This window comes from Saccharopolyspora sp. NFXS83, from assembly GCF_026241095.1.
GTDB lineage: Bacteria > Actinomycetota > Actinomycetes > Mycobacteriales > Pseudonocardiaceae > Saccharopolyspora_C.
This window is the reverse complement of record NZ_JAPFGB010000039.1, coordinates 26,029-48,996: the sequence shown is the minus strand read 5'-3', so window position 1 is coordinate 48,996 and position 22,968 is coordinate 26,029. Positions and strand designations below refer to the sequence as shown.

Below are 22,968 nucleotides of genomic sequence, written 5' to 3'. Positions count from 1 at the left end.
CACGCAGGAAGGGGAAGTGCCATGCGGAGATCGCGGTGGGTCGCCTGCGTCGCACTGCTGGCGGCGCTGGTGCTGATCGCCGCCGGGTGCGGCGGCAGGCAACCGGAGACCGGGCAGCAGACCAAGAAGATCACCATCGGCTACATCGCGTGGGACGAGGCGATCGCGGTCAGCAACCTCTACAAGGTGCTGCTGCAACGCCAGGGATACCAGGTGCAGCTGACGGAGCTGGAGGCCGGACCGACCTACGCCGGGTTGGCGCAGGGCAACATCGACCTGTTCATGGACGCGTGGTTGCCGCAGACGCACGCCGACTACTGGGCGCAGTACCACGATCGCCTGGAGGACTTGGGGGTCTGGTACGACCAGGCCACGTTGAACATCGCGGTGCCGACCTACCTGACCGACGTGAACTCGATCGAGGATCTGCGCGGCCGGGCGGCCGAGTTCAACGGCACCATCACCGGCATCGATCCGGGAGCGGGCCTCAGCCGGGTCACCCGCGATCAGATGATCCCGCAGTACGGCCTGACCGGGCAGTACGCGTTGCAGACGTCCTCGACCACGGCGATGCTCGCCTCGTTGGAGCGGTCGATCAACGCGCGCTCACCGATCGTGGTGACGCTGTGGCATCCGCATTGGGCCTACGCGAAGTATCCGATCAAGGATTTGCAAGATCCGCGGGGCGCGATGGGGCAGGCCGAACAGATCCACGCGGTCGGGCGGAAAGGGTTCAGCGCGGACTTCCCCGATGTGACCGGAATGGTGCACGAGTTCCGGCTCGACGATCGGCAGTTGGCGTCGCTGGAGAACGACATCAACAGCGCGCCCAAGGGCCAGGAGGAGGCGGCGGCTTCGAGGTGGGCCGATGCGCATCCGGAGGTGATCGCGAGTTTCGCCCCCGGAAGGTGATCGACGCGTGCACGGACCGTCGCAATTGAACGGTCGAAATTGCACATTGCATCCATACCGGGCCGCTTCCTAGCACAGAAACACCGGCCGGTCATTCGTCCAGGTGATGGTCAAGTTACTATCCGGCACTGCCGAGCGTGCTGTCACGCGAACCTGGAGGAACCCCCGTGCATGACGCCGCCAAGAGCAGCGAGCGCCCGATCAGCAGCCCGGAAATGAGCGCGGACGGGTATCCCGGCGCGTCGAGCGACAGGGGCAGCCGTTCGCTGTCCATCGCCGCGCTGATCTTCGTAGCGATGGCCGCCGTGATGGGCTGGGGCGCCAGCTTCGTCGGCCTGCACGAGTACGGCATGCAATCGATGGCCGGGTTCACCTACTGGTCGGCGTGGTTGGTGCCCGCCACCTTCGACGGCGCCGCGTTCGCGTGCACCCTGATGACCTACCGCTCGTCGATCAACGGCCGGTCCGCGGTGCGCGGGCGGATCCTGATGTGGGCGTTCACCGGCGTCAGCTCCTGGATCAACTGGATCCACCAGCCCAGCCACGAGGCGCAGATCGTCGCGGCCGGGCTGCCCATCGCGGCCGTCGCGGTGTTCGACGTGGTGCTGCTGGAGCTGCGCGCGGACTACGAGGCCAAGCACGGCATGCGCGGCTTCCGGCTGCGTCCCGGCCTGCTGGTCCTGCGCTGGATGGTGGACCGCCGCAGCACCAGCGAGGCGTTCCGCAAGCAGGTCATCGACATTCCCGTCGAGGAGATCGCCGGCCTCGGCACGCTCGCCCCGCCCGGCACCCGCCGCGCCGCCGCGCTCAAGGCCGCGGCTCGCGCCGAGGAGGAGCAGTACGCCAACGAGCGCGCCAACGCGGACCTCGTCACCGCCGCCCCTGCTCGGCAGGAGGCATCGGAGGACACCGGCGCCGCGAACAGTCCGCACGGAGTCGACGCGGAGCAGCCGACGGCCGCGTCCCGGCCCGCCGACCGCCCGGAGGTGACCGCTTCCACCGCCGCCGCTGAGGCACCTCGCACCTCCACCACTAGCGACACCGCCCCCGCAGCTCCCCCTGTTGCGGAACCGGAGACCGAGTCCGTTACTCGTCCCGTGCGCGAGATGGCCGGGGCGAGCGCCGCAGCCACCGCGACCAGCACGGTGTCCGCCCGGACCGGCGCGTCCACGAAGGACGCTGCCGACGCGGAGACCGCGCGGACCGAGACCGAGACCGCCGCGACGGCGGGCAAGCCGGAGGAGCCCGCGACCGCACCGGTCACGTCGAAGAGCACCGCGAAGGGTTCGGGGGCGAAGGCCGCCAAGAGCGGATCCGGCAAGAACGCCGAGACCACCGTTCACGGCGCGGAGGCGGCCACCGTGACGATCGAACTGCCCAAGGTCTCCACCGAAGCGAAGTCCGCTCCCGCCAAGGACGAGACCGCGGCGAAGGCGGAGAGCTCGCCCGAGCCCGAGGCTCCCGCGAAGGACGAGACCGCCAAGGGCGGCACGGCCACCACGAGCACCGGAGCCGCGAAGTCCACCGCCACGGCGACGGCCGCGAACTCCAAGTCGAGCGGCGACGCGGACAAGAGCTCCGCCAAGGCCAAGGACGCGGACACCGTCAGCGACTCCGAGCAGACGCTGACCCTCCCGCCGGTCCCCGACGGCCCGTTGAGCGACCGGGACAGGCGTTCCGCGGCCCGCGCCGACTACCGAAAGTCGGTGGAAGCGGACCAGCCGGTCAAGCCCGCCGAGCTCGGCAAGCGCTACGGCCTGTCCGAGAGCTGGGGCCGCCGCCAGATCAACGCGGTCCGCAAGTCCATGGCCCAGGAACAGGCCCAAGACCCGGCCGACCTGGTCGGCGCCGCGAAGAGTTGAGTCGTTCCTGCAAGAACGGTTGAGCCGTTCTTGCAGGATGGTCAGGAACCTCAGTGGTTTCCTCGCTGCGGGATCGATGTCCCGAGTGGCTCCGTCACGAGGGACATCTCCGTCCTCGCGAGGAAACCGCTGAGACCCCCGGTGGCCCGGTCATCGAGGTGGTCACCGCTCAGCGGCTTCGCCGCTGACAGGACGGTGGCCGACCCCGGCGGGTCGTTGGGCGCCGCCTGAATCCCGTTCGCGTGAAACGGATTCCTGTCGCTCGGACCGTCGTCCGCGCGATGCGCACTCGCTGTGGTGGGTGGTGCTCTGCTCGGGTGATCTTCGGATGGCAGCCGGATGATGCGGCTTCGCCCGAGTTCATGACGAGCTCTCGGCGGGCAAGGTCCGTGCTGGGTCCGAGCCGTCCCGCGGCCAGGCGGGCGGCGGCGCTGCTCCCGGGACGGCGGCTCGGAACCGGTACGACGGTTCGAGGGGAGCGCCGGTGGCTGAGTTCGACGGGCACATCGTGTGGGACTGGAACGGCACGCTGCTAGACGACGGGCAAGTCATGATCGACTCCGTCGCGGCGGCCTTCGCCGATGCCGGGTACCGGGTGACTCTCGAGGAACACCAGCGGCACTTCACCCGGCCCATCTCGGCGTTCTGCGACCGGCTCGCGGGCCGCTCCCTCTCCCCCGGCGAACTGGAGGCGGTGCTGCGGAGGTTCGACGAGTGCTACGACCTCGCGCTGCCGCAGGTATCGCTCGCTGAGGACGCCCGCTTCGCCCTCGCGGCCTGGACGGGCGCGGGCGGCACGCAGTCGCTGCTGTCGATGTGCCCGCACGACGTGCTGCTGCCCGCGGTGCGCGGAGCCGGGATCGAGAGCTCCTTCCGCCACGTCCAGGGACGAACCGAGCCGGCCCCCGACACCAAGGCCGCGCACATCGAACGCCACCTGGCGGCGCTGGGCTCCCCCGACCCCCGCGACGTCGTGCTCATCGGCGACACCGTGGACGACGCCGAGACCGCCGCGGCCGTCGGCGCGCACTGCGTCGTCTACCACTCGGGCCCGACGGCCCTGCACGCCCTGGACCACTTCACCGACCGCGGCATCCCCACCGCCACCAGCCTCTCCGGCGCGTTGGAACGAGCGAACGAACTCCTGTCCGGATGAACCGACGTTGCGAATACGAGCGGCTCGGCGCCACGGCGCACGAAGTCCAATTGCATCGAACCGCCGCCGGAAACCGCTCGCACGCCCAAGAGAGCACGACCGCTGCAAACCCGGCAAGACCAGAATTCGATCGAACTCGTCACCGAGGCGCGAAGTCGTCGGTCGCCCGCTACGGAATTCAGCTCATCGTCATCGACAACGACATCTCGTCATCGGTTCGCGACGGCTTCGACATCATCGTTCGGTTCGAAGGCGAACGAGGATTCGTCCCAGATCTCGACTTCCCGCACGACGAACCTGACCGCCCTCGACGGATCGAATTCGACGTGACCACGAAACCTCGCGAAGCCACGGACCGTGGACGGCGGTCACGAAACACGCCCGCCCGGGGCCGCTCTCAGCTGTCGGCCTGCTCAGCCCAGAACGAGGTGAGCACCCGAGCGCTGCGGACCGGGTCCTGCACCATCCACCAGTGCCCCGCTCCGTCGAGGGGCGCGACCTGGGCTCCCGCCCTGGTTGCGGATCGGCGGTGCATGTCCTGCGGACCGCCGAGGTGATCATCGGTGGCGACGAGGGCAAGGCCGGGGCGTGCCGCTGCGGCGCTGAGGCCCTGCCCCAGATCTGCCATGAACGGCTGGACCGCGGAGCGGTAGAAGGTGAGGATCGCCCGGCTGGTCTCCGGCCCCTGGGCCGCGGCCAGCCGTGCGGCGACCGGCCGGTCGGTGACCCGGGCTGCCATGGCTTCGGTGCGCTCTTCGAGCGTGCCGCCCAGCAGCTCCGCCACCGAATCCTCGCCGACGCCGGGTGTCTGCCACTGCTGCGCGAGGTGGTGCCAGACGTAATCCGGATCGAACACGCCCAAGGCGTCGCTGGCCCAGGTTCGCAGCAGATCGGGTCGAGCCATGGCAACGACGGCCGTGAAAGCTCCCCCCAGGTCGTGGCCGACGAGATCGACCGGTTCCCCGAGCTCCGCCAGCTCCGCGATCAGCCAGTCCCGGTAGTCCGGCATGGTGCAGCCGAACCCGTCCGGAATGGGAGCGCCGAATCCGGGAGGGGACAGGCTCACGACGTCCTCCCGGGCCAGTTCGGCGCGCAGCAAGTCCCAGATCGCGCCGCTCTCAGGATTCCCGTTCAGGAACACCGCTGGCATGAGGCTCCTCGAGCTCGGACGGATCAGCCTTCTTGTGATCTGTCGAACATGTTCGATCTTCACCGTATCCCCGCCACCACGAGCTCGCCGTCAGCCGGGGATTTCTGTTGCTGCGGAACGAAGCCGCGCCCCCGGCCTCCAAGCGCCCGGGTCGGGAGCACCTCACCGCTGGCGCTTGGTGCGGAGGTAGTCGCCGACGACCGCGGCGCCCAGGCCGTCCGCGCTGGGGGCGACGACCCGGCCGCCACCGCGGCGGGCGACGATGTCGACGAACGCCTCCAGGCGCGGGTCCTCACCGAGCATGAACACGCTCAGCGTGGCACCCAGGCGGCGCAACGAGTCCACTTCGGACAGCGTCACACCGAGCGTGCGCGGGGTGGGCGGGTACTGGAACACGGCTTCGCCGTCGGCCTCCAGGTGCGCCGTCGGCTCGCCGTCGGTGACGACCAGCACCACCGGCTGCGCGTCCGGGTTCCGCCGCACGTGCCGACCCGCCAGCAGCAGCGCGTGGTGCAGGTTGGTGCCCTGCTCCCAGGTCCCCTCCAGCGCCGCCAGCTCACCCACGTCCACAGTGGACGCGTGGCGTCCGAAGGTGATCAGCTGCAACGCGTCCGAGCGGTACCGGGTGGCGACCAGGTGGTGCAGCGCCAGCGCGGTGCGCTTCATCGGCACCCAGCGGCCGTCCTGCACCATCGACCACGAGGTGTCCACGCACAGCGCGACGGCCGCGCGGGAGCGCTGCTCGGTCTCGGCGACCTCCAGGTCCTCGATGTCCAGCCGGGGTGCCGACGGGCCGCTCGCCGCTCGCCGCAGCACCGCATTGCGCACCGTGCGGCCCGTGTCCCACGGTTCGGTGTCGCCGTACGCCCAGGGGCGGGTCGTGCCGGTGAGCTCCCCGGCCGCACCCGCGCGGTCGGTGTCGCGCTCGCCCTGGCGGGAACGCAGCTGCGAGATGACCGAGCGCAGCGCCGTCTCGCCGAGCCTGCGCATCGCCCGCGGGCTCAGCCGCAGGTTCCCGTCCGGCGCTCGTTGCAGCAGGCCCTGCCTGCGCAGCTGCTCGTCGATGTCGGCCAGCCGCTGCGCGTCCACCACGGCCCGCTCGCCGAGTTGGCGCTCCAACGCCTCCAGGTCGATGTCCTGCAGGCTCGCCCCCGGATAGGACTGGCCCAGCTGCTCAGCGAGCTGCTCCAGCTCACCGAGCTCGGCCATCGCCTCGGTCGCCTCCGCCAGGCCCATCGGCTGATCGCCGCGGAACCTCCCACGCCCCGACCAGTCCTCACCGGGACGCAGCGAGCGCAGCTGCTGGTCCATCCGGTTGAGCGCCTCGCCGATGCGGGGGTCGCCGAACGCCTGCTGCGAGAGCTCCGCCAGCTCGGCGCGCTGCTGCTCGCTCATCGAGTTCACCATCCGCTGCGCGGCGGCCGAACGAGCCGCCAGCGCGTCGATCAACTCGTCCACGTCGCGCGGGCTCTCCGGGAAGAACTCGCCGTGCTCGGCCATGAACTCGTCGAACCGCCGCGGCACGTCCGAGTCGCCGCGGGCGTGCGCGGCCAGCAGCTCGGAGAGGTCGTCGAGCATCGCGCGCACCCGCTCGACGTCCTCCGGAGTGGTCCCCCGCAACGCGTCCTTCATGCCTGCGAAGCGCTGTTCCAGGAGTTCGCCGCCCAGCATCCGCCGAATCTCCTCGAACGCCTCGCGCGCCTCCGCCGAGCGCCAGTCGTACTCGGCGAGCTCCCGCACCGAGCCGCCCGCGTCCGGCGGCAGCGCGCTCAGCTGGAGCTCGCGGAACCGGGCGTCCTCGCCGTCCTCCGCCGCCAGCGCCCGCCGCTCCTGGTCGAGGGCGCGGTCCAGCAGCCTGCGCACCTCCTGCACCGTGCCGTCCAGGTTGTGCCTGCGCTGCAACTCGCTGCGGCGCTGCCACAAGCGGCGGGTGAGCTCGTCGAGGCCGCTGGTGCCGCGCGTGCCGGTGCGCAGCAGCTCTTCCAGGGCCGAGCGCGGTGAGGCGCCCTCCATCACGTCCCGGCCGATCTGGTCCAGCGCGGAACGCAGGTCCACCGGCGGCTCCAGCGGATCGGAACCGCCGTGCCATGCGCCGTAGTGGTAGCGGCGAGCGCGGCCGGTCATCGGGGTCCTCTCAGAATCATCTGCGCAGTGAGTCGGGCGGCCGAACCCGGCAAGGGGATCGATGCCGCGAGCAGAGCCACCTCAGCCGTACACCGATCGCTGTTCGTCGGTGTCCTTGGCGAGCTTCTTCGCCAGGTACAGGGATTCCAGCGCCAGCTCCACCGCGCTCGCGATGCGCCCCGGCGGGTCACCGGCGCGCACGTCGAGCCGCTCGGCGACCTGGTGCAGCACCGGCAGTTCCGGCAGCGCGGTGAGCACGTCGGAACCCGCGATGCGCTCGCCCGTCGCGACCTGGTGGCCGCCGGTGACCGCGTCGACGAGCGAATGCAGGTCCAGCCCTGCGAACAGGCCGCGTGCCGTGTCGGCAACCGAGCGGCGCAGCAGGTAGCCGAGGACCTCGTCCTCGCGGCCCTCCTCACCGGCCTCGAACTCCAACTTGCCGCGCAGCACCGCGGGCACCGCGTCCAGGTCCACCGGCCGCGCCACCGCCGGGTCCTCCCCCGTCAGCGCCGCCCGGTGCAGGGCCGCCGCCGACACGGTCTCCGCCGCCGCGATGGCGAACCGCGCCGAGACGCCGGAGCGCTGGTCCACCGCCGAGGACTCCCGCAGGTGCCCCACGAACCTGGCGAGCACCTCCAGCAGGTGATCGCCGACCTCGGCCTCCAGCAGGGCTTCCTGCCGGATCAAGGAGATCTCGTCGTCGAGGTCGAACGGGTAGTGCGTGCGGATCTCCGCGCCGAACCGGTCCTTGAGCGGCGTGATGATCCGCCCGCGGTTGGTGTAGTCCTCCGGGTTGGCGGTGGCGACCAGCAGCACGTCCAGCGGCAGCCGCAGGCTGTAGCCGCGCACCTGGACGTCCCGCTCCTCCATCACGTTCAGCAGCGCCACCTGGATCCGCTCGGCCAGGTCGGGCAGCTCGTTGATGGTCACGATGCCGCGGTGCGCCCGCGGCACCAGTCCGAAGTGGATGGTCTCCGGGTCGCCGAGCGACCGCCCTTCGGCCACCTTCACCGGATCCACGTCCCCGATGAGGTCGCCGACCGCGGTGTCCGGCGTCGCCAGCTTCTCCACGTAGCGGTCGTCGCGGTGCCGCCACGCGACGGGCAGCGCGTCGCCCTCCTCCGCGGCGCGGCGCAGCGAGCTCGGCGTGATCGGTTCCAGCGGGTGTTCGTCGAGTTCGGAGCCGGGGATCACCGGAGTCCACTCGTCGAGCAGCGCGGTCAGCCCGCGCAGCAGGCGCGTTTTGCCCTGCCCGCGCTCGCCGAGCAGCACCACGTCGTGGCCGGCGATCAAGGCGCGCTCCAGCTGCGGCAGCACGGTGCGCTCGAAGCCGACGATGCCCGACCACAAGGGATTCCCGGAGCGCAGCGCGGTCAGCAGGTTGCGGCGCACCTCGACCTTCACGCCGTACGGCAGGTATCCGCTGACACGCAGCTCGCCCGCCGTACTGGGCAATCCGGGAGGTGGGGTCCGAGAGTTCGTCACCCGTTCGACGCTACTCGCTCCCCACGACGGTCGCGAACACGTCACGGAACGGAAACACCGCCGTGCCAACGGGTTTCCGCACGCCGGTACCGAATCCCGGTGATCAGCGGCTCGGCGCCCGCCGGCGGACCCGGCGAAGATCCCGGCTCACCCCGCGCGTGGCGAGCACCGAGCGCGTCCGCACGGCGGAGAACGGCGTTCACCGAACGTGTCGGGCGACACTGGCACATCGTCGGTACCGACGAGTAGAAAGGTGAACGGCCCCGGCAGAGGAGAGATTCAGTGAGCCCGTCGCAGATCGAGACCGACCCCGTCCGCGCGGGCTTCGACCCGGAACGCCTCCAGCGCCTCGACCGGCACTTCGCGACCTACGTCACCGACGGGAAGCTCCCCGGCTGGCAGGTGCTCATCGCCCGCCGCGGCCACATCGCGCACCTCAGCAGCCACGGCCACCGCGACGTGGCCACCGCCGCGCCCATCGAGGACGACACGATCTTCCGCATCTACTCGATGACGAAGCCGATCACCTCGGTCGCGGCGATGATGCTCTACGAGGAGGGCGCGTTCGAGCTCACCGACCCGGTCAGCACGCTCATCCCGTCCTTCGCCGACCAGCGCGTCTACACCGGCGGCCCCGCCCGCGCCGCGCAGACGCGGCCCGCGACCGAGCCGGTGCGGATCTGGCACCTGCTGACCCACACCGCCGGGCTCACCTACGGCTTCAACCGGCTCCACCCGGTCGACGAGCTCTACCGGCGCACCGGCTACGACTACGGCACCCCGGACCAGGACCTCGCCGCGGTGTGCGACGACTACGCGGCGATGCCGCTGCTGTTCGAACCGGGCAGCTCGTGGAACTACGGGGTGTCCACCGACGTGCTCGGCCGCGTCGTCGAGGTCGCCTCCGGCATGGGGCTCGACGAGTTCTTCCGCACCCGCATCTTCGAACCGCTCGGCATGACCGACACCGCCTTCACCGTGGCACCGCAGGACAAGGACCGGCTGGCCTCGCTGTACCTCGCCGACGCCGCGGGCAAGGCCACCGTGCCGCGCAACTCCCCGCCGGACGCCGCGCCGCGGGCGCTGTCCGGCGGCGGCGGGCTCGTGTCCACCGCCTACGACTACCACCGCTTCACCGGCATGCTGCTCGGCGGCGGGGCGCTCGACGGGGTGCGGCTGCTCAGCGACCGCACGCTGCGCTACATGAGCCGCAACCACCTGCCCGGCGGCGCGCACCTCGACGAGATCGCCAACGGCTCCTTCTCCGAAGTCGCCAACGCGGGCAAGGGCTTCGGGCTCGGCTTCGCCGTCGTCGAGGACCCGGTGGCCTCGCACGTCGTGGCCACTCCCGGCGAGCTGTCCTGGGGCGGGATGGCCAGCACCGCGTTCTGGGTGGACCCGGCCGAGGACCTGTCGGTGCAGTTCTTCACCCAGCTCATCCCGTCCGGCACGCACCCGATCCGCTCCCAGCTCCACCAGCTCGTCTACCAGGCACTGGTGGACTGAGGGCTCACCGCTGGCGGTAGCGGGCGAAACCGCCCTCGGATTCGAGCACCTGACCGGTGATCCAGCGCGCCTCGTCGGTGCACAGCCAGGTGATCAGCCGGGCCGGGTCGTCCGGCTCGCCCCAGCGGCCGAACGGGAACATGTGGCCGATCGCCGCCCAATCGGCCTCGGTGAGGTAACCGGTCTGCACCGGGCCGGGGTTCACCGTGTTCACCGTGATGCCCGCACCGGCGAGCTGTTCGGCGATGGTCAGGGTGATCTCGGCGAGCGCGCCCTTCGCCGCCGCGTAGGCGATCTCGCCGGGCATCGGGCCGGCGCGCTGCCCCGAGGTCAGGAAGACCACACGCCCACCGGGCGAGCCGCTGTGACGGGCGGCGAACTCCTGCGCCAGCAGGAGCGACGAGCGGGTGTTCACCGCCCAATGCCCGTCCAGCATCGTCGCGTCCAGTTCACCCAGCGCCCCATCGGAGCCGTTGCGGGCGTGGTTGCACACCAGCACGTCGAGTCGCCCGAACTCGGCCACCGCCCGCCGCACCAGCCGGGCCGGCTCGTCCGGGTCGGCCAGGTCCCCGGCGGCGTCGGCGACCCTCGCCGAGCCGGACAGGTGCCCGGCCACGCCCGCGCGGACCTCGTCGAGGTCGTCGGCGCCCCACGGTTGCTCGGCGTCGTGCGGCCGGTGGTGGTGCAGGAACACGCTCGCGCCCCAGGCCGCCATCCGGGACGCGATCGCGAACCCGATGCCCTGCCTGCGGCTCACGCCCGTCACCAACGCGGTCCGGTCGCGCAGCGGGAACGGATCGCGGGCCAAGGAATGCTCACCGTCTGCGGTCATACCCGGATGATCACCCAGCGATATGCCCGATGCATCCGATTTTCCTCGGGCCACCGGAGCGGTCAGAACGCGGGCCAGGGGATCGCGGGCCACTCACCCGACGGCGCCGGTAACTCCGCCGCGGCCAGCAGCGCGTCGACCCGTTCGGCGACGGCCTGCACTTCCTTCGGCGTGACGTGCTCGGCGAGCCGGGCCGCGAGCTCGCCCTCCAGCAGCGCGCGGAACCGGCTCAGCGCGTCGACCGCGTCGTCGGGCAGCCGCTCCCCGATCCAGCCCCACAGGACCGTGCGCAGCTTGTTCTCCGCGTTCAGACTCACCCCGTGGTCCACGCCGAACACCTCGCCGCGCGGCGAGTGCAGCACGTGGCCGCCCTTGCGGTCCGCGTTGTTGATCACGATGTCGAGCACCGCCAGCCGCCGCAGCGCCTCGTGATCGGAGTGCGCCAGCACCACCGGGTCGCCGTGGTGGTCCTGCGCGCGCAGCACCGCCCGCCAGCCATCCGGGACCTCCGCAGGCGGGACCAGGTCGACCAGCTCCGAGTCCTCCTCGGTGTCCACCCACAACTGCACCATGCCCGGCCCGAACGGCCCGTCCCGCAGCAGCGTCGGCGGGATCAGGTCCCAGCCCAGCGCCTCGGTGATCAGGAACGACCCGACCTCGCGCCCGGCGAGCGTGCCGTCCGGGAAGTCCCACAGCGGCCGTTCCCCGCGAACCGGCTTGTACACGCACTCGGCGGCGGCGCCGTTGAGCTCGACGGAGCAGAACAACGTGGCGTTCGAGGCTTCCACGAGCCGTCCCTCGACCTCGATGCGGCCGTGTGCCAGGACCTCGCGAACGGCCGGATCATCGGGGTGCACGGGCGGCTAGTCCTCCTCGGAGCGGCGGTAACCGTTCTGCCGGGGGCAGATGTGCCCTTCCGGGTCCAGCGGCTCCCCGCACAGCGGGCAAGGCTTGCGACCGGCGTTGAGGACCCGCTCGGCGCGCTCCGCGAAGGCGCGGGCGTCGGCCGGGCTGAGGAAGACGCGGACCGCGTCCGGCCCTTCCTCGGTGTCGTCGAGCACCACCGACTCGTCGATCTCCTCCTCGGTGACCGCGAGCAGTTCGACGACGACGGCCTCGGTCTCGGCGTCCCAGCCCAGGCCCATCGTGCCGACGCGGAACTCCTCCTCCACCGGCACCGCGAGCGGGTCGGCGTCGACGAGGTCCTCCGGCGGGGCGGCGGGCAGTTCCGCGTCGAAGCGCCGCTGCACCTCCTCCAGGAGGGCACCGATCCGTTCAGCGAGGACCGAGACCTGCTGCTTCTCCAGCTGCACGCTGACCGTGCGGACATCCTCGGATGCCTGCAGGTAGAACGTGCGCTCACCGGGTTCCCCGACGGTCCCTGCTACGAACCGGTCGGGCTGGCGGAAGACGTGGATGACACGAGCCATGGCACCTTCGACAGTAAGCCACTCGGGCCGCGGACCGCGCAGCCGTCCCCCGTTCCGCCCCGCACACCCTCTCAGCAGCACCATCGGTACCGAACAGGTGCGCGGAAAGCAGTCGAAACGGGTGTTGATCCGTTCGTGGGACCTGTTCGCCGAACGCGAACACGCCGCGGCGCGGGCTGCGGTCCCGATCAACGGCGGACCGCTACGCTCGGTTCCTGCCGCTTCGCGGCACCCCACGATCCGGACCTCCGGACGGAGCCCTGCATGAGCACCCGTGAACGACGTCGGCCGCGACGGCTGCGGGCCGGCGACACGGTCGCCGTGGTCGCCCCCGCCGGTCCCGTTCCCGCCGATCAGCTCGACGCCGGCTTGGACCTGCTGCGCGACTGGGACCTGCGGGTCGTCCCCGGCAAGCACGTGCGCGAACGCCACCCGAGGCTGCGCTACCTCGCAGGCGGCGACGCCGACCGCGCCGCCGACCTGCAGCAGGCCTGGTGCGATCCGGAGGTCGATGGCGTCCTCTGCGCCCGCGGCGGCTACGGCAGCATGCGGGTGCTCGACCACCTCGACTGGGCGGCGATGGGCGCCGCCGAGAGCAAGGTGTTCGCGGGCTCCAGCGACGTCACGGCCCTGCACGACGCCTTCGGTTCCCGGCTCGGCGTGGCCACCGTGTTCGGCCCGATGATCGCGACCGGCGCCTTCTCCGAGGACGCGCCCGCCCGGGAGCACCTGCGCCGCACCCTGTTCGCCCCGGAATCGGTGACGATCCTGACCAGGCGCGGAGCCGAGGCGCTGGTGCCGGGGCGCGCGACCGGCGTCACCTACGGCGGCAACCTGAGCCTGCTCGCCGCCTCCCTCGGCGCGCCCGACGCGGCGGCTCCGCCCGCACGGGGCATCGCGCTGCTGGAAGACGTCGGCGAGGATCCGTACCGCCTCGACCGGGCGCTGACCCAGCTGCTGCGCGCCGGGTGGTTCGACCGCGCCAGCGGCATCGCGCTCGGCTCGTGGAGCGAGTGCGGGCCGCTGGAGGAGGTGCGGGCCGTGCTGCGCAACCTGCTCGGCGACCTCGGCATCCCGGTGCTGTGGGAACTCGGCTTCGGCCACTGCGCCGCCCAGCGCACCGTTCCGCTCGGCGTCGCCGCCGAACTCGACACCTCCGCCCAACGCCTGAGCATCCTGCAACCAGCCCTGCGCTGAAAGCGGTCCGACGCAGTGCACCGCGTCTTACGCTTGTATGCGGTCGCCCTGACTTCGACGAGTGCGGCCTGCGGTGTACCGCCCTGGAATCGAACTCGACGGCACGGTCCCCCGCGTTCTCAAGGATGAGACCTGCTCGGTCGCGCAATCCCGGCTCGGAACGTTCGGGGGATCTGTCGACGGCAGCGGAGTGCACGGCCTCGATCGCTCGCTGATGCCGAAGTTCGGCTTGATCTGAGCCCCCAGGCCGTGGCGCGGCGGTGTGCGGACATCCGGTAGAACGGCGGCATGCGGGTTCGGGCCATCACTCCGGAGAAGTTGACGGACGAGCTCGCCGACGTCATCGACGGGGAGCGGCGGCGGTGGGTCCGGGTCGCCGTGGACGGAGCCGAGGCCGCCGGCACGGCGGGCTTCGCCGACGAGCTGGTGCAGCCGCTGCGAGTGCGCGGCCACGAAGTGGTCCGGGTCCGCATGGACGGGTACGTGCGCCCGGCTTCGCTGCGGTTCGAGCACGGCCGCGACGATCCGGATTCGTTCTACGAGAGCTGGTTCGACCTCGCCGGACTGCGCCGCGAGGTGCTGGATCCGCTGGCCGACGGTGGTACGGGCGAGGTGCTGCCCGCGCTGTGGGACGCCGCGACCGACCGCTCCCCCAGGCTCGACCGGGTCCGGCTGCCGCAGCGCGGCGTGGTGCTGGTGGACGGCCCGCTGCTGCTGGGGGCGGGCCTGCCGTTCGACCGCACCGTGCACCTGTGGCTGCCGGGAGGTTCGCTCGCGCGGCGCACCGCCGAGGCGGACCGGTGGACGCTGCCCGCCTTCGACCGCTACAGCACCGAAGTCGCCCCGGAACGCCTCGCCGACCACGTCATCCGCGTCGACCGCCCCGGTCACCCGGCCGTCGTGGACGAGGTGGCCTGAGCACTCAGCTCGCCGGACGGCGGTCCAAGGACGGGACGGCGGCGAGCAGGGTCTTCGTGTACTCGTGCTGCGGATCGAGCAGGACCTGCTCCACGGTGCCGAGCTCCACGATCTCGCCCTGGTACATCACCGCCACCCGGTCGGCGATGTTCCACGCCAGCCCCAGATCGTGGGTGATGACCAAAGTGGACAGTCCGCGTTCGACGCGCAACCGCAGCAGCAGCGCCAAGATCTCGCCGCGCACCGTCGCGTCCAGCGACGCCACCGGCTCGTCCGCGACGAGGACCTGCGGCGCCAGCACCAATGCCCCTGCGATCACCACGCGCTGCCGCTGACCACCGGAGAGCTCGTGCGGGAACCGCGACAGGAACTTCGACGCGGGCCGCAGCTCGGCGGCCTCCAGCGCCTCGGTCACCTTCGCCGCCTCGTCGGCGACGTCGCCGTGGATGCGCAGCCCCTCCGCCACCGCCTCGTAGACGGTGTTGCGCGGGTTGAGCGCGCCGGTCGGGTCCTGCAGCACCAGCTGCACCTGCCGCCGGTACTCGCGCAGGCCCGCGCTGGTGGCGGGCAGCACCTTCCCGTCGAACCGGACCGAGCCCGACGTGGGCTGCTGCAGGCCGAGCAGCGTGCGCGCCAGGGTCGTCTTGCCGGAACCGGACTGCCCGACCAGGGCGACGATCTCGTCCGCACCGACCTCCAGGGCCACGCCGCGCACCGCCCGCACCGGCGGCCCGGAGCGGGCCGGGAAGCTCACCGACACGTCCTCGGCCGCCAGCAGCGCCTTCCCGGCGCGCTGCGACGGATCGACCAGGCGGAACTTCGGATCGCCGACGGTGGGGAACGCATCCGCCAGCGCGCGGCTGTGCTCGTGCTCCGGCGAGCCCATCACCTGCCGCGACGGCCCCTGCTCGACGATGCGACCGTCCTGCATCACCGCGATCCGGGAGCAGCTCGCCGCCAGCACCGACAGGTCGTGGCTGATCATCAGCAGCGCGATGCCCCGCTCGGCGACCAGCCTGCCCAGCAGCGCCAGCACTTGGGCCTGCACCACCACGTCCAGCGCGGTCGTCGGCTCGTCGGCGATGATCAACCGCGGTTCGCAGGCCAGCGCCATCGCGATCATCACGCGCTGCTTCTGCCCACCGGAGAGCTCGTGCGGGTACGCGTCGGCGCGGCTCGCGGGCAGTTCCACCGATTCGAGCAGCTCCGCGACCCGGCCGGTCAGGTCGCCGGAGGCCGTGCCGTGCAACCGCATCGGCTCCGCGATCTGCGCGCCGACCGTGCGCACCGGGTTCAGCGCGTGCATCGCGCCCTGGAACACCACCGACGCCGTCGCCCACCGGGCCGCGCGCAGCTGCCCGAACGACAGGCTCCGCACGTCCTTCCCGTCGAGCAGCACCTCGCCGTCGAGCACCGCCGAGCGCGGCAGCAGGCGCAGCACCGACATCGCCAGCGTCGTCTTGCCGCAGCCGGACTCCCCGGCGAGGCCGAGGGTGTCCCCGGCATCCAGGTCGAGGTCGACGTCGTGCACCGCGGGCACCAGGCCGTCGGCGCCGCGGTAGGAGATCGACGTCCCCCGCAAGGTCAGGATCGGGCTCATCGCTTCCCCCGCAGCCTCGGGTTGAACACCGCTTCCATCGCCCTTCCGCACAGCGTGAAGCTCAGCACCACCAGCACGACCCCGATGCCCGGCGGCAGCAGGTACCACCAGGCGCCACCGGTGACCGCGCCCGTGTCCATCGCCGACTTCAACATCGACCCCCACGACACCCGGCTCGGATCGCCGAGTCCGAGGAACGACAGGGTGGACTCCATGATGATCGCGCTGGCCACCGACAACGTGGTGTTCGCGAACACCAGCGGCAGCACCGCGGGCAGCACGTGCTTGCCGATGACGTGGCGATGGCCGCCGCCGAGCACCTTCGCCCGCTCGATGTAGGGCCGCGCCTCCACGGTCAAGGTCTGCGCCCGCACCAGCCGAGCCGTCGTCGGCCACGAGGTCACGCCGATCGCGAGCACGATCGTCGGCAACCCGCGCGCCAGCACCGTCGACAACGCGATGGCCAGCACCAGCGCGGGCAGCACCAGGAAGAAATCGGTGAACCGCATCAGCACCGTCGAGGTCCAGCCACCGAAGTGCGCGGCGAGCACGCCCACGACCGTGCCGATCACCACCGACAGCACCGCCGCGGCCAGCCCGACCAGCAGCGACACCCGCGCGCCCCACCAGGTAAGCAGCAGCACGGAACGCCCCGACTCGTCGGTGCCCAGCCAGTTCTCCGCGCTCGGCGGTTGCAGCCCCTCGCCGGTCACCTTCGTGACGTCCAGCCCGGTCTGATCGGTCAGCAGCGGCGCCAGCAGCGCCAGCGCGGCGATCAGCACCAGCAGCACCAGGCCGATCGCGCCGCCGCGGTCGGCGCGGAACACCCGCCAGGACTCGGCGGCGGCGGCCCGGCGCCGCGCCCGCACGAGCTGCGCCGCCGTCGGCGCGGCCGTTTCCTCCGGGGTCACGGGCTCGGTGGCCGTCATGCCGCACGCACCCTCGGGTCCAGGACCCGGTAGAGCAGGTCCGCCACCACGTTCATCACGATCACACTCCCCGCCAGCACGATGAACGTGCCCTGCAGCAGCGGCAGGTCCGGCACGCGCAACGCCTCGAAGGTCAGCAGCCCCAGGCCGGGCCACGAGTACACCGTCTCCACCGTGATCGCGCCGCCGACCACCAGCCCCAGGTGCAGGAAGATCAGCGTCACGGTCGGCAGCAGCGCGTTCGGCACCGCGTGCCTGCGCCGCACCAGGTCCTCCCGCAGGCCCTTCGCGCGGGCCGTGGTGAGGTAGTCGGCGCCCATCTCCTCCAGCAGCGAGGACCGCATCACCATCAGGTACTGCGCGTAGATCACCGCGACCATCGTCAGCGACGGCAGCACCAGGTGCCGCGCCACGTCCAGCACCTGCGGGATCAGCTCCGCCGGCGTGTCCGGTGAGGACATGCCGCCGACCGGGAACAGGCCGGGGATCGGCCCGACACCGACGCCGAACACCATGAGCACGATCAGCCCGAGCCAGAACGTCGGCACCGACCACAAGGTGAGCGCGATCGACGTCGAGGCCTTGTCGAACCCGCTGCCGTGCCGCCACGCCGCGCGCGTGCCGATCCACAACCCGAGCACCACCGCCAGCACCGTCGCCGTGCCCACCAGCAGCACCGTGGGCCAGAACCGCTCGGCGATCAGCTCCGCCACCGGCCTGCTGTAGGTGTACGAGGTGCCGAGATCACCGCGCAGCAGCGCACCGAGGAAGTCCAGGAACTGCTTCCACAGCGGCTGGTCCAGCCCGAACCGCTGCCGCAGCTGCTCGATCTGCTCCGCCGAGACCGGAGCGCCGCGCGTCATGGTGCGCACCGGGTCGCCGGGCAGCACCCGGAACAGGAAGAACCCGAGCACCGCCACGAGGAACACGCTCACCAACCCGCCACCGAGCTTGCGCGCGATGTAGCCGGGCCAGCCGCCGCCGGAGCGGACGTGCTCCGCGCGCGCCTCGGCCTCGACCGTCACGTCGGCCATGCGTCACTCCCGTTCGTCGACGGTGGCTCGCCTGCGCCGCACCACCAGCACGATCACCGCACCGGCGACCACGACCACTCCGACCAGCACCAGCGCGACCGTTCCGTAGTCGGTGCCCTGCGAGTTCATCGCGGCCGGGGTGGGCTGCGCGCCGTAGTAGCCCCAGTAGCCCTGCTGCCCGGTGATGACCCCTTCGGTCGCGGGTTGCGTGGTGAACCCGCTGTAGCGATCGCTGCGGTGGGCCTCCAGCGAGTTCTGGTAGTACAGCACCGATGCGGTCGCCTGGTCGTAGAACCGCTGCTGGGCCTGCTTGACCAGGTCGATCCGCTTCGCCGGGTCGAACTCGCCGAGCTGGCGCGCGTAGAAGCCGTCGTAGACCTGGTCGCACAGGAACGAGTCGGGCGTGCCACCGCCTTCCGGGCTCGGCCGGGAGCCGCAGGTCTGCAGCCGCAGCACGTAGTCCGGGTCCGGGTTCGCCGACCAGCCGGAGATCGCCAGGTCGAAATCGCCCGCGGTGGTGCGATCGTTGACCTGGTTGTCCGAGACCGGTTCCAGCTCCACGGCGATGCCGACGTCGGCCAGCCATCGCTTCACGAATTCGCCGACCTGCGCGTCGGCGGAGGTGCTCGCGTGCAGCATGAACCCGAGGTTCAACGGCTCGCCCTGCGGTGTGCGGCGGATCCCGTCGGGTCCGCGGCGATATCCGGCCTCGTCGAGCTGCGCGTTGGCCGCGGCCGGGTCGAACCGGCGCGGCTGCGGTGGCGCCCAGTGGTAGTCGTCGAAGATCGGCGGCAGGTAGCCGCCGCCGACCTGCCCGTAGCCGGTGAGCACCCGGTCCACCAGGGCCTGCTTGTCGACGGCCTGGTCGATCGCGCGGCGCACCCGCACGTCCCGTAGCGCCGGGTGGCCGGTGCCGATGGGGGATCCCGCGCTGTTGGCCGCGCCCGGGTTGATCAGCATCTCGAAGAACCGGCGCCCCTGGCCCTGGACCTGTTCGACGTCCGGCTCGTCGGCCAGCGCGTCGAACTGCGCGGGGGTGAGCTTCTGTGCGACGTCGACTTCGCCCTTGCGCAGCGCCTGCACCGAGGCGTCGGTGTTCTTGAACTGCACGAACTGCAGCTCGGAGATCTTCGCCGGTCCTCGCCAGAACCGCGGGTCGGCGCGCAGCGTGGCGTACTGCTCCGGTTCGTACTCGGTGAGCTCGAACGGCCCGGAACCCACCACCGGCATCCGGTCGTTGGCGAATCCGGCCACGTCGTCGACCTGCGACCACACGTGCTCGGGCACGATCGGCGCGTCGATCGCCAGCATCGTCGCCTGCGGCGTCTTGGTGCGGATCACCAAGGTGCTCTCATCGGGCGCGGCGACCGACTCGAAGTTCTCCACGAAGTTGCCGTTCGCGGTGGCCGCGGCGGGGTCGTGCATCATCCGGTCGTAGGTGTAGGCCGCGTCCCGCGCCGTCACCGGCCGGCCGTCGGTCCACTGCACGCCGGGACGGATGTGGAAGGTCCAGGTCAGCTTGTCCGGCGAGGTCTCCCAGCGCTCCGCCAGCTCCGGGGTGACCGAGAAGTCCTGCGGGCTGTAGGTCGTCAGCGTCGGGTAGATCAGCCGGAACAGGTCGGTGGCCGCCAGCGAGTACCCGAGGAACGGGTTGAGCGAGTCGATCTGCTGCGGCACCGCGACCCGCAACTTCGCCGCACCACCCGCCGCGGGTTGCGCGATGGCGGCGTTCGGAACGAGCAACCCGGCCAGGACGACCAGCGCAACGAGGATTCTTCGTCCCACGAAGCACCCACCCTTCTCCAGAAGTGAGGAGAAAGAACCATCCCCGAGTGCGTTTCGTCAATGCTCCACCGGCCGCGCCGCTGAACTGCTCACGGAGTGTGTACCCAACCGTTACGCAAACCCGCCTCCGACGACGCCCACCTGCACGATCAAAGCCTGTCTTCGATCTTGCCCGCCGGGGTTCGAGTGCCGTTGTCCCGTCGGCGGCGAAGCCGCTCGACTTACCTGTCGTTCAACTCGGCGGCTGCGAGAAATCGATTCCGCAACGAGGAAGCCGCCGAGGTTCCGCTGCCCGACCCCATCGCAACAGGAGCCGACGGTGAGGTTGCGCTACCCGCGCACCGGAGCAGGACGAGAGCGGCGACAGGTGGTCAGTGTTCGCCCCAGCGGGCCTGCTGCCACTGCAACGCATCCGGGCGGGCGCCGTCGACGACGTGCTCCAGCAGCCCGGCGCGCAGGGCGCGGAACGGCAGCACGGAGTCCTTCGGGAACAGCAGCGCGCTGCCCGTGTCGAAGCGCAGCTTCGGCGCGTCCGGCAGCGGCTCGGCGTTGCGGGTGTGCCAGGAGGTGAGGTCGCCCTCCTCGGACTCTTCGGTGTAGTTGAGCACTCCGACCTCGGCCTCCGGATCGGTCACGACCCGCAGCTGCTGGTAAGGCCCGGCGATCTCGTCGCTCTCGTAGGGCCGGTCCCACACGTAGAGGTGCGCGGCGGCGCCCGCTGTCGGCGGTCGCAGCACCTTCTCCACCAGGGAGGCCTTGTCGTCGGAGGTCGTCGCGTAGTGGCGTTCGCCGTCGACGACGGCGGTGGCGACGGTGACGCCGAGCTCGGTGTTGCGCGCCCCCACGGCCTCCGAGCGCAGCGCGTCCAGGCACTCCCGCGCTTCCCGCAAGGCCTTGATCGCAGCGCCCTGGTGCAGCACCAGCTCGCCCCAGTACGGGTGGCCGTGGATCTTGTTGAGCTCGCCGTAGACGGCGTTGGTGGACTCGATCAGCTTGTCCACCTGGTCCAGCGGAACGTCGGTGAGGCGGGCGAACACGACCGCCAGAGGTTCGACCGGGCCGTCTTGCAGAGGCGGATTCGACATGCCTTCGTTGCACCCCACGGGAGTCGATTCTGCTGTTCTCGCATGGACACGCCGCCGGTCATGATGCCAACCCGCTCGGCGCGCGCGGACAGCGGTACCGGGAGAACGAAGACTACCTGTCGTGATCTTGCGATCTCACAGCGCGGCCACTTCCCAGACGGCACCGGCGAAACCGCAGGTCAGCGCACCCCCTGGGAAGAACGGCACAAGCACGAACGGACCGCTCGTCCCGCCGGGACGAGCGGTCCGTTCACCTGCTCGGCGGAAGGTCAGCTGGCCTGCCCGCGCAACAACCCGTCGGCGGGTTCCGCTTCGGCGGCCATGCCCAGCAACGACCGGCCCAGCGACTCCGGGTCGCCGAACCCGATCCGGCCCACCACGTCGTCGGGCAGGCTCAGCATCGACATCGCGACGCCCATCATCCCCGCCTCCAGCAGCCCGCCACCGCGAGCCGAGATCGGCTCGCCCACCGCGGCGTGCAAGGTCACCGCCGAGTCCACCCCGGCCAAGGTCATCTCGCCGAGCGCGGCGCGGACCTGCGCGTTGCGCACCCCTTCCAGCTGCAGCTCGAACAGCGCCAGGAACTGCGACCGGGCCGAGGTCGACATCCGGTGCAGCATCGCCACGTACAGCGTGCGCACGTCCGCGGCGGACACCCCGTCCGGCATCCCCTCGCGCAACCGGCGCATCGCGGCCGTGTGCTGATCGGCCATCCGCCGTGCGACCGCGACGTACAGGGAGTCGCGGCTGGCGTGGTAGTTCTTGGTGGTCCCTTCGGGGAAACCGGCTTCGCGGTCCACCGCCCGATGGGTCAGGCCACGGCCCCCTTCCCGCGCCAGCACCTCGATCGCGGCGTCGGCGAGCTGGACCCGACGATTCCTACGCTGCGGCATGCAACCCCTGTGATCCTGCGTCGACACGTCTCTCCCCTGGTGCCGTCCCGAGCGGCAACCGCCCTCCAGACTGACATCGCAGAGTAATCATTGTAGCGCGAGAGTGATCACCGCCTCGCGATCAACACGACGGCGCGCCCCGCGGAAATCGTTGGTTGCCGTCACACCCGTGACTGGTATAGACCGGCAGAGTTCCGCAGTTCGCACCCAGGAGTCCACGCATGCCCGACAATCCCGACACCGGCCGAACCGACACCGCAGCACCCGCTCCACCGGCCCCGGCTCCGACACCGGCCGTGACCGGACCGCACCACGCCGAACCCACCCTCGCCCACCTGCGCAAGATCGGCGAGCACAACGTGGCGGCGCTGCACGACGCCGCCCGAGCGCTGATCGGCTGCGTGCGCGAGGACGGCCTGGTGTTCACCGCCGGCGCCGGGCACTCGCTCGCCGGAGTCATGGAGTCCTTCTACCGGGCCGGCGGCCTCGCCGCGGTGCGCCCGCTCTACCACCCGGACCTGCTGCCGCTGCACGGAGCGGTGGCCTCCACCGCCACCGAACGCACCAGCGGTCTCGCCGCGCGGGTGCTCGACGAGGCCGCGTTCCGCGGTGGCAGGGACGCGCTGGTCGTGTTCTCCAACTCCGGGGTGAACCCGTACCCGGTCGAACTCGCCGCCACCGCCTCCGCCGCCGGCTCCACGGTCATCGCCGTCACCTCGCCGCTGGCCAGCGCGGACGCCCCGCTGCGGGCGGGCACCACGCTCGCGGCGCAGGCCGGGATCGTGCTGGACACGCTGGTCCCCGGCGGCGACGCCAGCTATCCGCCCGCCGCACCCGTCACCGCGCCGCTGTCCTCGCTGGCCAACGCCTACCTGTGGAACATGCTGCTGGTGGAGCTGCACGACGCCGCGCAGCGGGAGGGCGTGGAGCTCCCGGTGTGGCGCAGCGCCAACACCATCGGCGGCGACGAAGCGAACAAGGCCAACCTCGCGCACTACGGAGCGCGGGTTCCGGGCTTGACCTGAGCCGAAACCACCGAAGCCGGTCCCGCGAACAGCGGGACCGGCTTC

General features: G+C 71.3%; 19 protein-coding genes. 7 read left to right on the top strand and 12 right to left on the bottom strand.

Annotated elements, in window-relative coordinates; all coding sequences use genetic code 11:
* The first annotated feature begins 21 nt into the window (after positions 1-21).
* The 3 genes from OOZ19_RS28090 to OOZ19_RS28080 all read left to right on the top strand — a co-directional run bounded on the left by OOZ19_RS28090 (position 22) and on the right by OOZ19_RS28080 (position 3,930).
* Entirely contained in the window at positions 22-912 is an 891-nt protein-coding gene (locus tag OOZ19_RS28090) for a glycine betaine ABC transporter substrate-binding protein (RefSeq protein WP_266093180.1), read from the top strand.
* Between the two features lie 167 nt (positions 913-1,079).
* Complete coding sequence (locus OOZ19_RS28085; protein ID WP_266093179.1) at positions 1,080-2,774, top strand: DUF2637 domain-containing protein; 1,695 nt, start codon at positions 1,080-1,082, stop codon at positions 2,772-2,774.
* Between the two features lie 484 nt (positions 2,775-3,258).
* Positions 3,259-3,930 (top strand): HAD family hydrolase, encoded by a 672-nt coding sequence (locus OOZ19_RS28080; protein ID WP_266093178.1) that lies wholly within the window; start codon positions 3,259-3,261, stop codon positions 3,928-3,930.
* Positions 3,931-4,327: 397 nt separating this feature from the next.
* Here OOZ19_RS28080 and OOZ19_RS28075 read toward each other — a convergent pair whose 3' ends face one another.
* The 3 genes from OOZ19_RS28075 to OOZ19_RS28065 all read right to left on the bottom strand — a co-directional run bounded on the left by OOZ19_RS28075 (position 4,328) and on the right by OOZ19_RS28065 (position 8,689).
* Positions 4,328-5,080: an alpha/beta fold hydrolase gene (locus tag OOZ19_RS28075; RefSeq protein WP_266093177.1), complete on the bottom strand. Its 753-nt coding sequence runs from the start codon at positions 5,078-5,080 to the stop codon at positions 4,328-4,330.
* 162 nt (positions 5,081-5,242) lie between these two features.
* Complete coding sequence (locus tag OOZ19_RS28070) at positions 5,243-7,204, bottom strand: vWA domain-containing protein (protein WP_266093176.1); 1,962 nt, start codon at positions 7,202-7,204, stop codon at positions 5,243-5,245.
* Between the two features lie 81 nt (positions 7,205-7,285).
* The gene (locus OOZ19_RS28065; RefSeq protein ID WP_266093175.1) at positions 7,286-8,689 is read right to left on the bottom strand and encodes an ATP-binding protein; all 1,404 of its coding nucleotides are present in this window, start codon (positions 8,687-8,689) and stop codon (positions 7,286-7,288) included.
* A 282-nt stretch (positions 8,690-8,971) separates the two neighbouring features.
* Here OOZ19_RS28065 and OOZ19_RS28060 point away from each other — a divergent pair, with 282 nt between their 5' ends.
* Positions 8,972-10,195 (top strand): serine hydrolase domain-containing protein, encoded by a 1,224-nt coding sequence (locus OOZ19_RS28060; RefSeq protein WP_266093174.1) that lies wholly within the window; start codon positions 8,972-8,974, stop codon positions 10,193-10,195.
* A gap of 4 nt (positions 10,196-10,199) precedes the next feature.
* On the opposite strand, the gene OOZ19_RS28055 is transcribed toward OOZ19_RS28060, so the two are convergent.
* The 3 genes from OOZ19_RS28055 to OOZ19_RS28045 all read right to left on the bottom strand — a co-directional run bounded on the left by OOZ19_RS28055 (position 10,200) and on the right by OOZ19_RS28045 (position 12,457).
* Positions 10,200-11,027: an SDR family oxidoreductase gene (locus OOZ19_RS28055; RefSeq protein WP_266093173.1), complete on the bottom strand. Its 828-nt coding sequence runs from the start codon at positions 11,025-11,027 to the stop codon at positions 10,200-10,202.
* Between the two features lie 62 nt (positions 11,028-11,089).
* The gene (locus tag OOZ19_RS28050) at positions 11,090-11,884 is read right to left on the bottom strand and encodes an SCO1664 family protein (RefSeq protein WP_266093172.1); all 795 of its coding nucleotides are present in this window, start codon (positions 11,882-11,884) and stop codon (positions 11,090-11,092) included.
* A 6-nt stretch (positions 11,885-11,890) separates the two neighbouring features.
* Positions 11,891-12,457 carry a DUF3090 domain-containing protein gene (locus tag OOZ19_RS28045; RefSeq protein ID WP_266093171.1) on the bottom strand — a complete coding sequence of 189 codons (567 nt, stop codon included), beginning with the start codon at positions 12,455-12,457 and terminating at the stop codon, positions 11,891-11,893.
* A 264-nt stretch (positions 12,458-12,721) separates the two neighbouring features.
* Here OOZ19_RS28045 and OOZ19_RS28040 point away from each other — a divergent pair, with 264 nt between their 5' ends.
* Positions 12,722-13,654 (top strand): S66 peptidase family protein, encoded by a 933-nt coding sequence (locus OOZ19_RS28040; RefSeq protein WP_266093170.1) that lies wholly within the window; start codon positions 12,722-12,724, stop codon positions 13,652-13,654.
* A 288-nt stretch (positions 13,655-13,942) separates the two neighbouring features.
* Positions 13,943-14,572: a nucleoside/nucleotide kinase family protein gene (locus tag OOZ19_RS28035; protein WP_266093169.1), complete on the top strand. Its 630-nt coding sequence runs from the start codon at positions 13,943-13,945 to the stop codon at positions 14,570-14,572.
* A gap of 4 nt (positions 14,573-14,576) precedes the next feature.
* On the opposite strand, the gene OOZ19_RS28030 is transcribed toward OOZ19_RS28035, so the two are convergent.
* The 6 genes from OOZ19_RS28030 to OOZ19_RS28005 all read right to left on the bottom strand — a co-directional run bounded on the left by OOZ19_RS28030 (position 14,577) and on the right by OOZ19_RS28005 (position 21,898).
* Positions 14,577-16,172 carry a dipeptide ABC transporter ATP-binding protein gene (locus tag OOZ19_RS28030; RefSeq protein WP_266093168.1) on the bottom strand — a complete coding sequence of 532 codons (1,596 nt, stop codon included), beginning with the start codon at positions 16,170-16,172 and terminating at the stop codon, positions 14,577-14,579.
* Positions 16,169-17,101 (bottom strand): ABC transporter permease, encoded by a 933-nt coding sequence (locus OOZ19_RS28025; protein ID WP_266093167.1) that lies wholly within the window; start codon positions 17,099-17,101, stop codon positions 16,169-16,171. Before OOZ19_RS28025 ends, OOZ19_RS28030 begins: the two co-directional genes overlap by 4 nt.
* Complete coding sequence (locus tag OOZ19_RS28020; protein WP_266093166.1) at positions 17,098-18,135, bottom strand: ABC transporter permease; 1,038 nt, start codon at positions 18,133-18,135, stop codon at positions 17,098-17,100. The genes OOZ19_RS28025 and OOZ19_RS28020 overlap by 4 nt, the downstream gene beginning before the upstream one ends.
* Positions 18,136-18,138: 3 nt before the next feature.
* Positions 18,139-19,920 (bottom strand): ABC transporter substrate-binding protein, encoded by a 1,782-nt coding sequence (locus OOZ19_RS28015; protein WP_266093165.1) that lies wholly within the window; start codon positions 19,918-19,920, stop codon positions 18,139-18,141.
* A gap of 371 nt (positions 19,921-20,291) precedes the next feature.
* Positions 20,292-21,005, bottom strand: coding sequence for an Imm1 family immunity protein (locus tag OOZ19_RS28010; RefSeq protein ID WP_266093164.1), 714 nt, complete (start codon positions 21,003-21,005; stop codon positions 20,292-20,294).
* A 269-nt stretch (positions 21,006-21,274) separates the two neighbouring features.
* Positions 21,275-21,898 (bottom strand): TetR/AcrR family transcriptional regulator, encoded by a 624-nt coding sequence (locus tag OOZ19_RS28005; protein WP_266093163.1) that lies wholly within the window; start codon positions 21,896-21,898, stop codon positions 21,275-21,277.
* 221 nt (positions 21,899-22,119) lie between these two features.
* On the opposite strand from OOZ19_RS28005, the gene OOZ19_RS28000 reads away from it, so the two are divergent.
* Complete coding sequence (locus OOZ19_RS28000; RefSeq protein WP_266093162.1) at positions 22,120-22,923, top strand: sugar isomerase domain-containing protein; 804 nt, start codon at positions 22,120-22,122, stop codon at positions 22,921-22,923.
* Positions 22,924-22,968 lie beyond the last annotated feature (45 nt).

Bases quoted from the DNA above. Each gene is read 5' to 3' on its own strand.
- OOZ19_RS28090 (WP_266093180.1), top strand. From the start codon at position 22: ATGCGGAGATCGCGGTGGGTCGCCTGCGTCGCACTGCTGGCGGCGCTG.
- OOZ19_RS28075 (WP_266093177.1), bottom strand. From the start codon at position 5,080: ATGCCAGCGGTGTTCCTGAACGGGAATCCTGAGAGCGGCGCGATCTGG.
- OOZ19_RS28070 (WP_266093176.1), bottom strand. From the start codon at position 7,204: ATGACCGGCCGCGCTCGCCGCTACCACTACGGCGCATGGCACGGCGGT.
- OOZ19_RS28055 (WP_266093173.1), bottom strand. From the start codon at position 11,027: ATGACCGCAGACGGTGAGCATTCCTTGGCCCGCGATCCGTTCCCGCTG.
- OOZ19_RS28045 (WP_266093171.1), bottom strand. From the start codon at position 12,457: ATGGCTCGTGTCATCCACGTCTTCCGCCAGCCCGACCGGTTCGTAGCA.
- OOZ19_RS28040 (WP_266093170.1), top strand. From the start codon at position 12,722: ATGAGCACCCGTGAACGACGTCGGCCGCGACGGCTGCGGGCCGGCGAC.
- OOZ19_RS28035 (WP_266093169.1), top strand. From the start codon at position 13,943: ATGCGGGTTCGGGCCATCACTCCGGAGAAGTTGACGGACGAGCTCGCC.
- OOZ19_RS28030 (WP_266093168.1), bottom strand. From the start codon at position 16,172: ATGAGCCCGATCCTGACCTTGCGGGGGACGTCGATCTCCTACCGCGGC.
- OOZ19_RS28025 (WP_266093167.1), bottom strand. From the start codon at position 17,101: ATGACGGCCACCGAGCCCGTGACCCCGGAGGAAACGGCCGCGCCGACG.
- OOZ19_RS28020 (WP_266093166.1), bottom strand. From the start codon at position 18,135: ATGGCCGACGTGACGGTCGAGGCCGAGGCGCGCGCGGAGCACGTCCGC.
- OOZ19_RS28010 (WP_266093164.1), bottom strand. From the start codon at position 21,005: ATGTCGAATCCGCCTCTGCAAGACGGCCCGGTCGAACCTCTGGCGGTC.
- OOZ19_RS28005 (WP_266093163.1), bottom strand. From the start codon at position 21,898: ATGCCGCAGCGTAGGAATCGTCGGGTCCAGCTCGCCGACGCCGCGATC.
- OOZ19_RS28000 (WP_266093162.1), top strand. From the start codon at position 22,120: ATGCCCGACAATCCCGACACCGGCCGAACCGACACCGCAGCACCCGCT.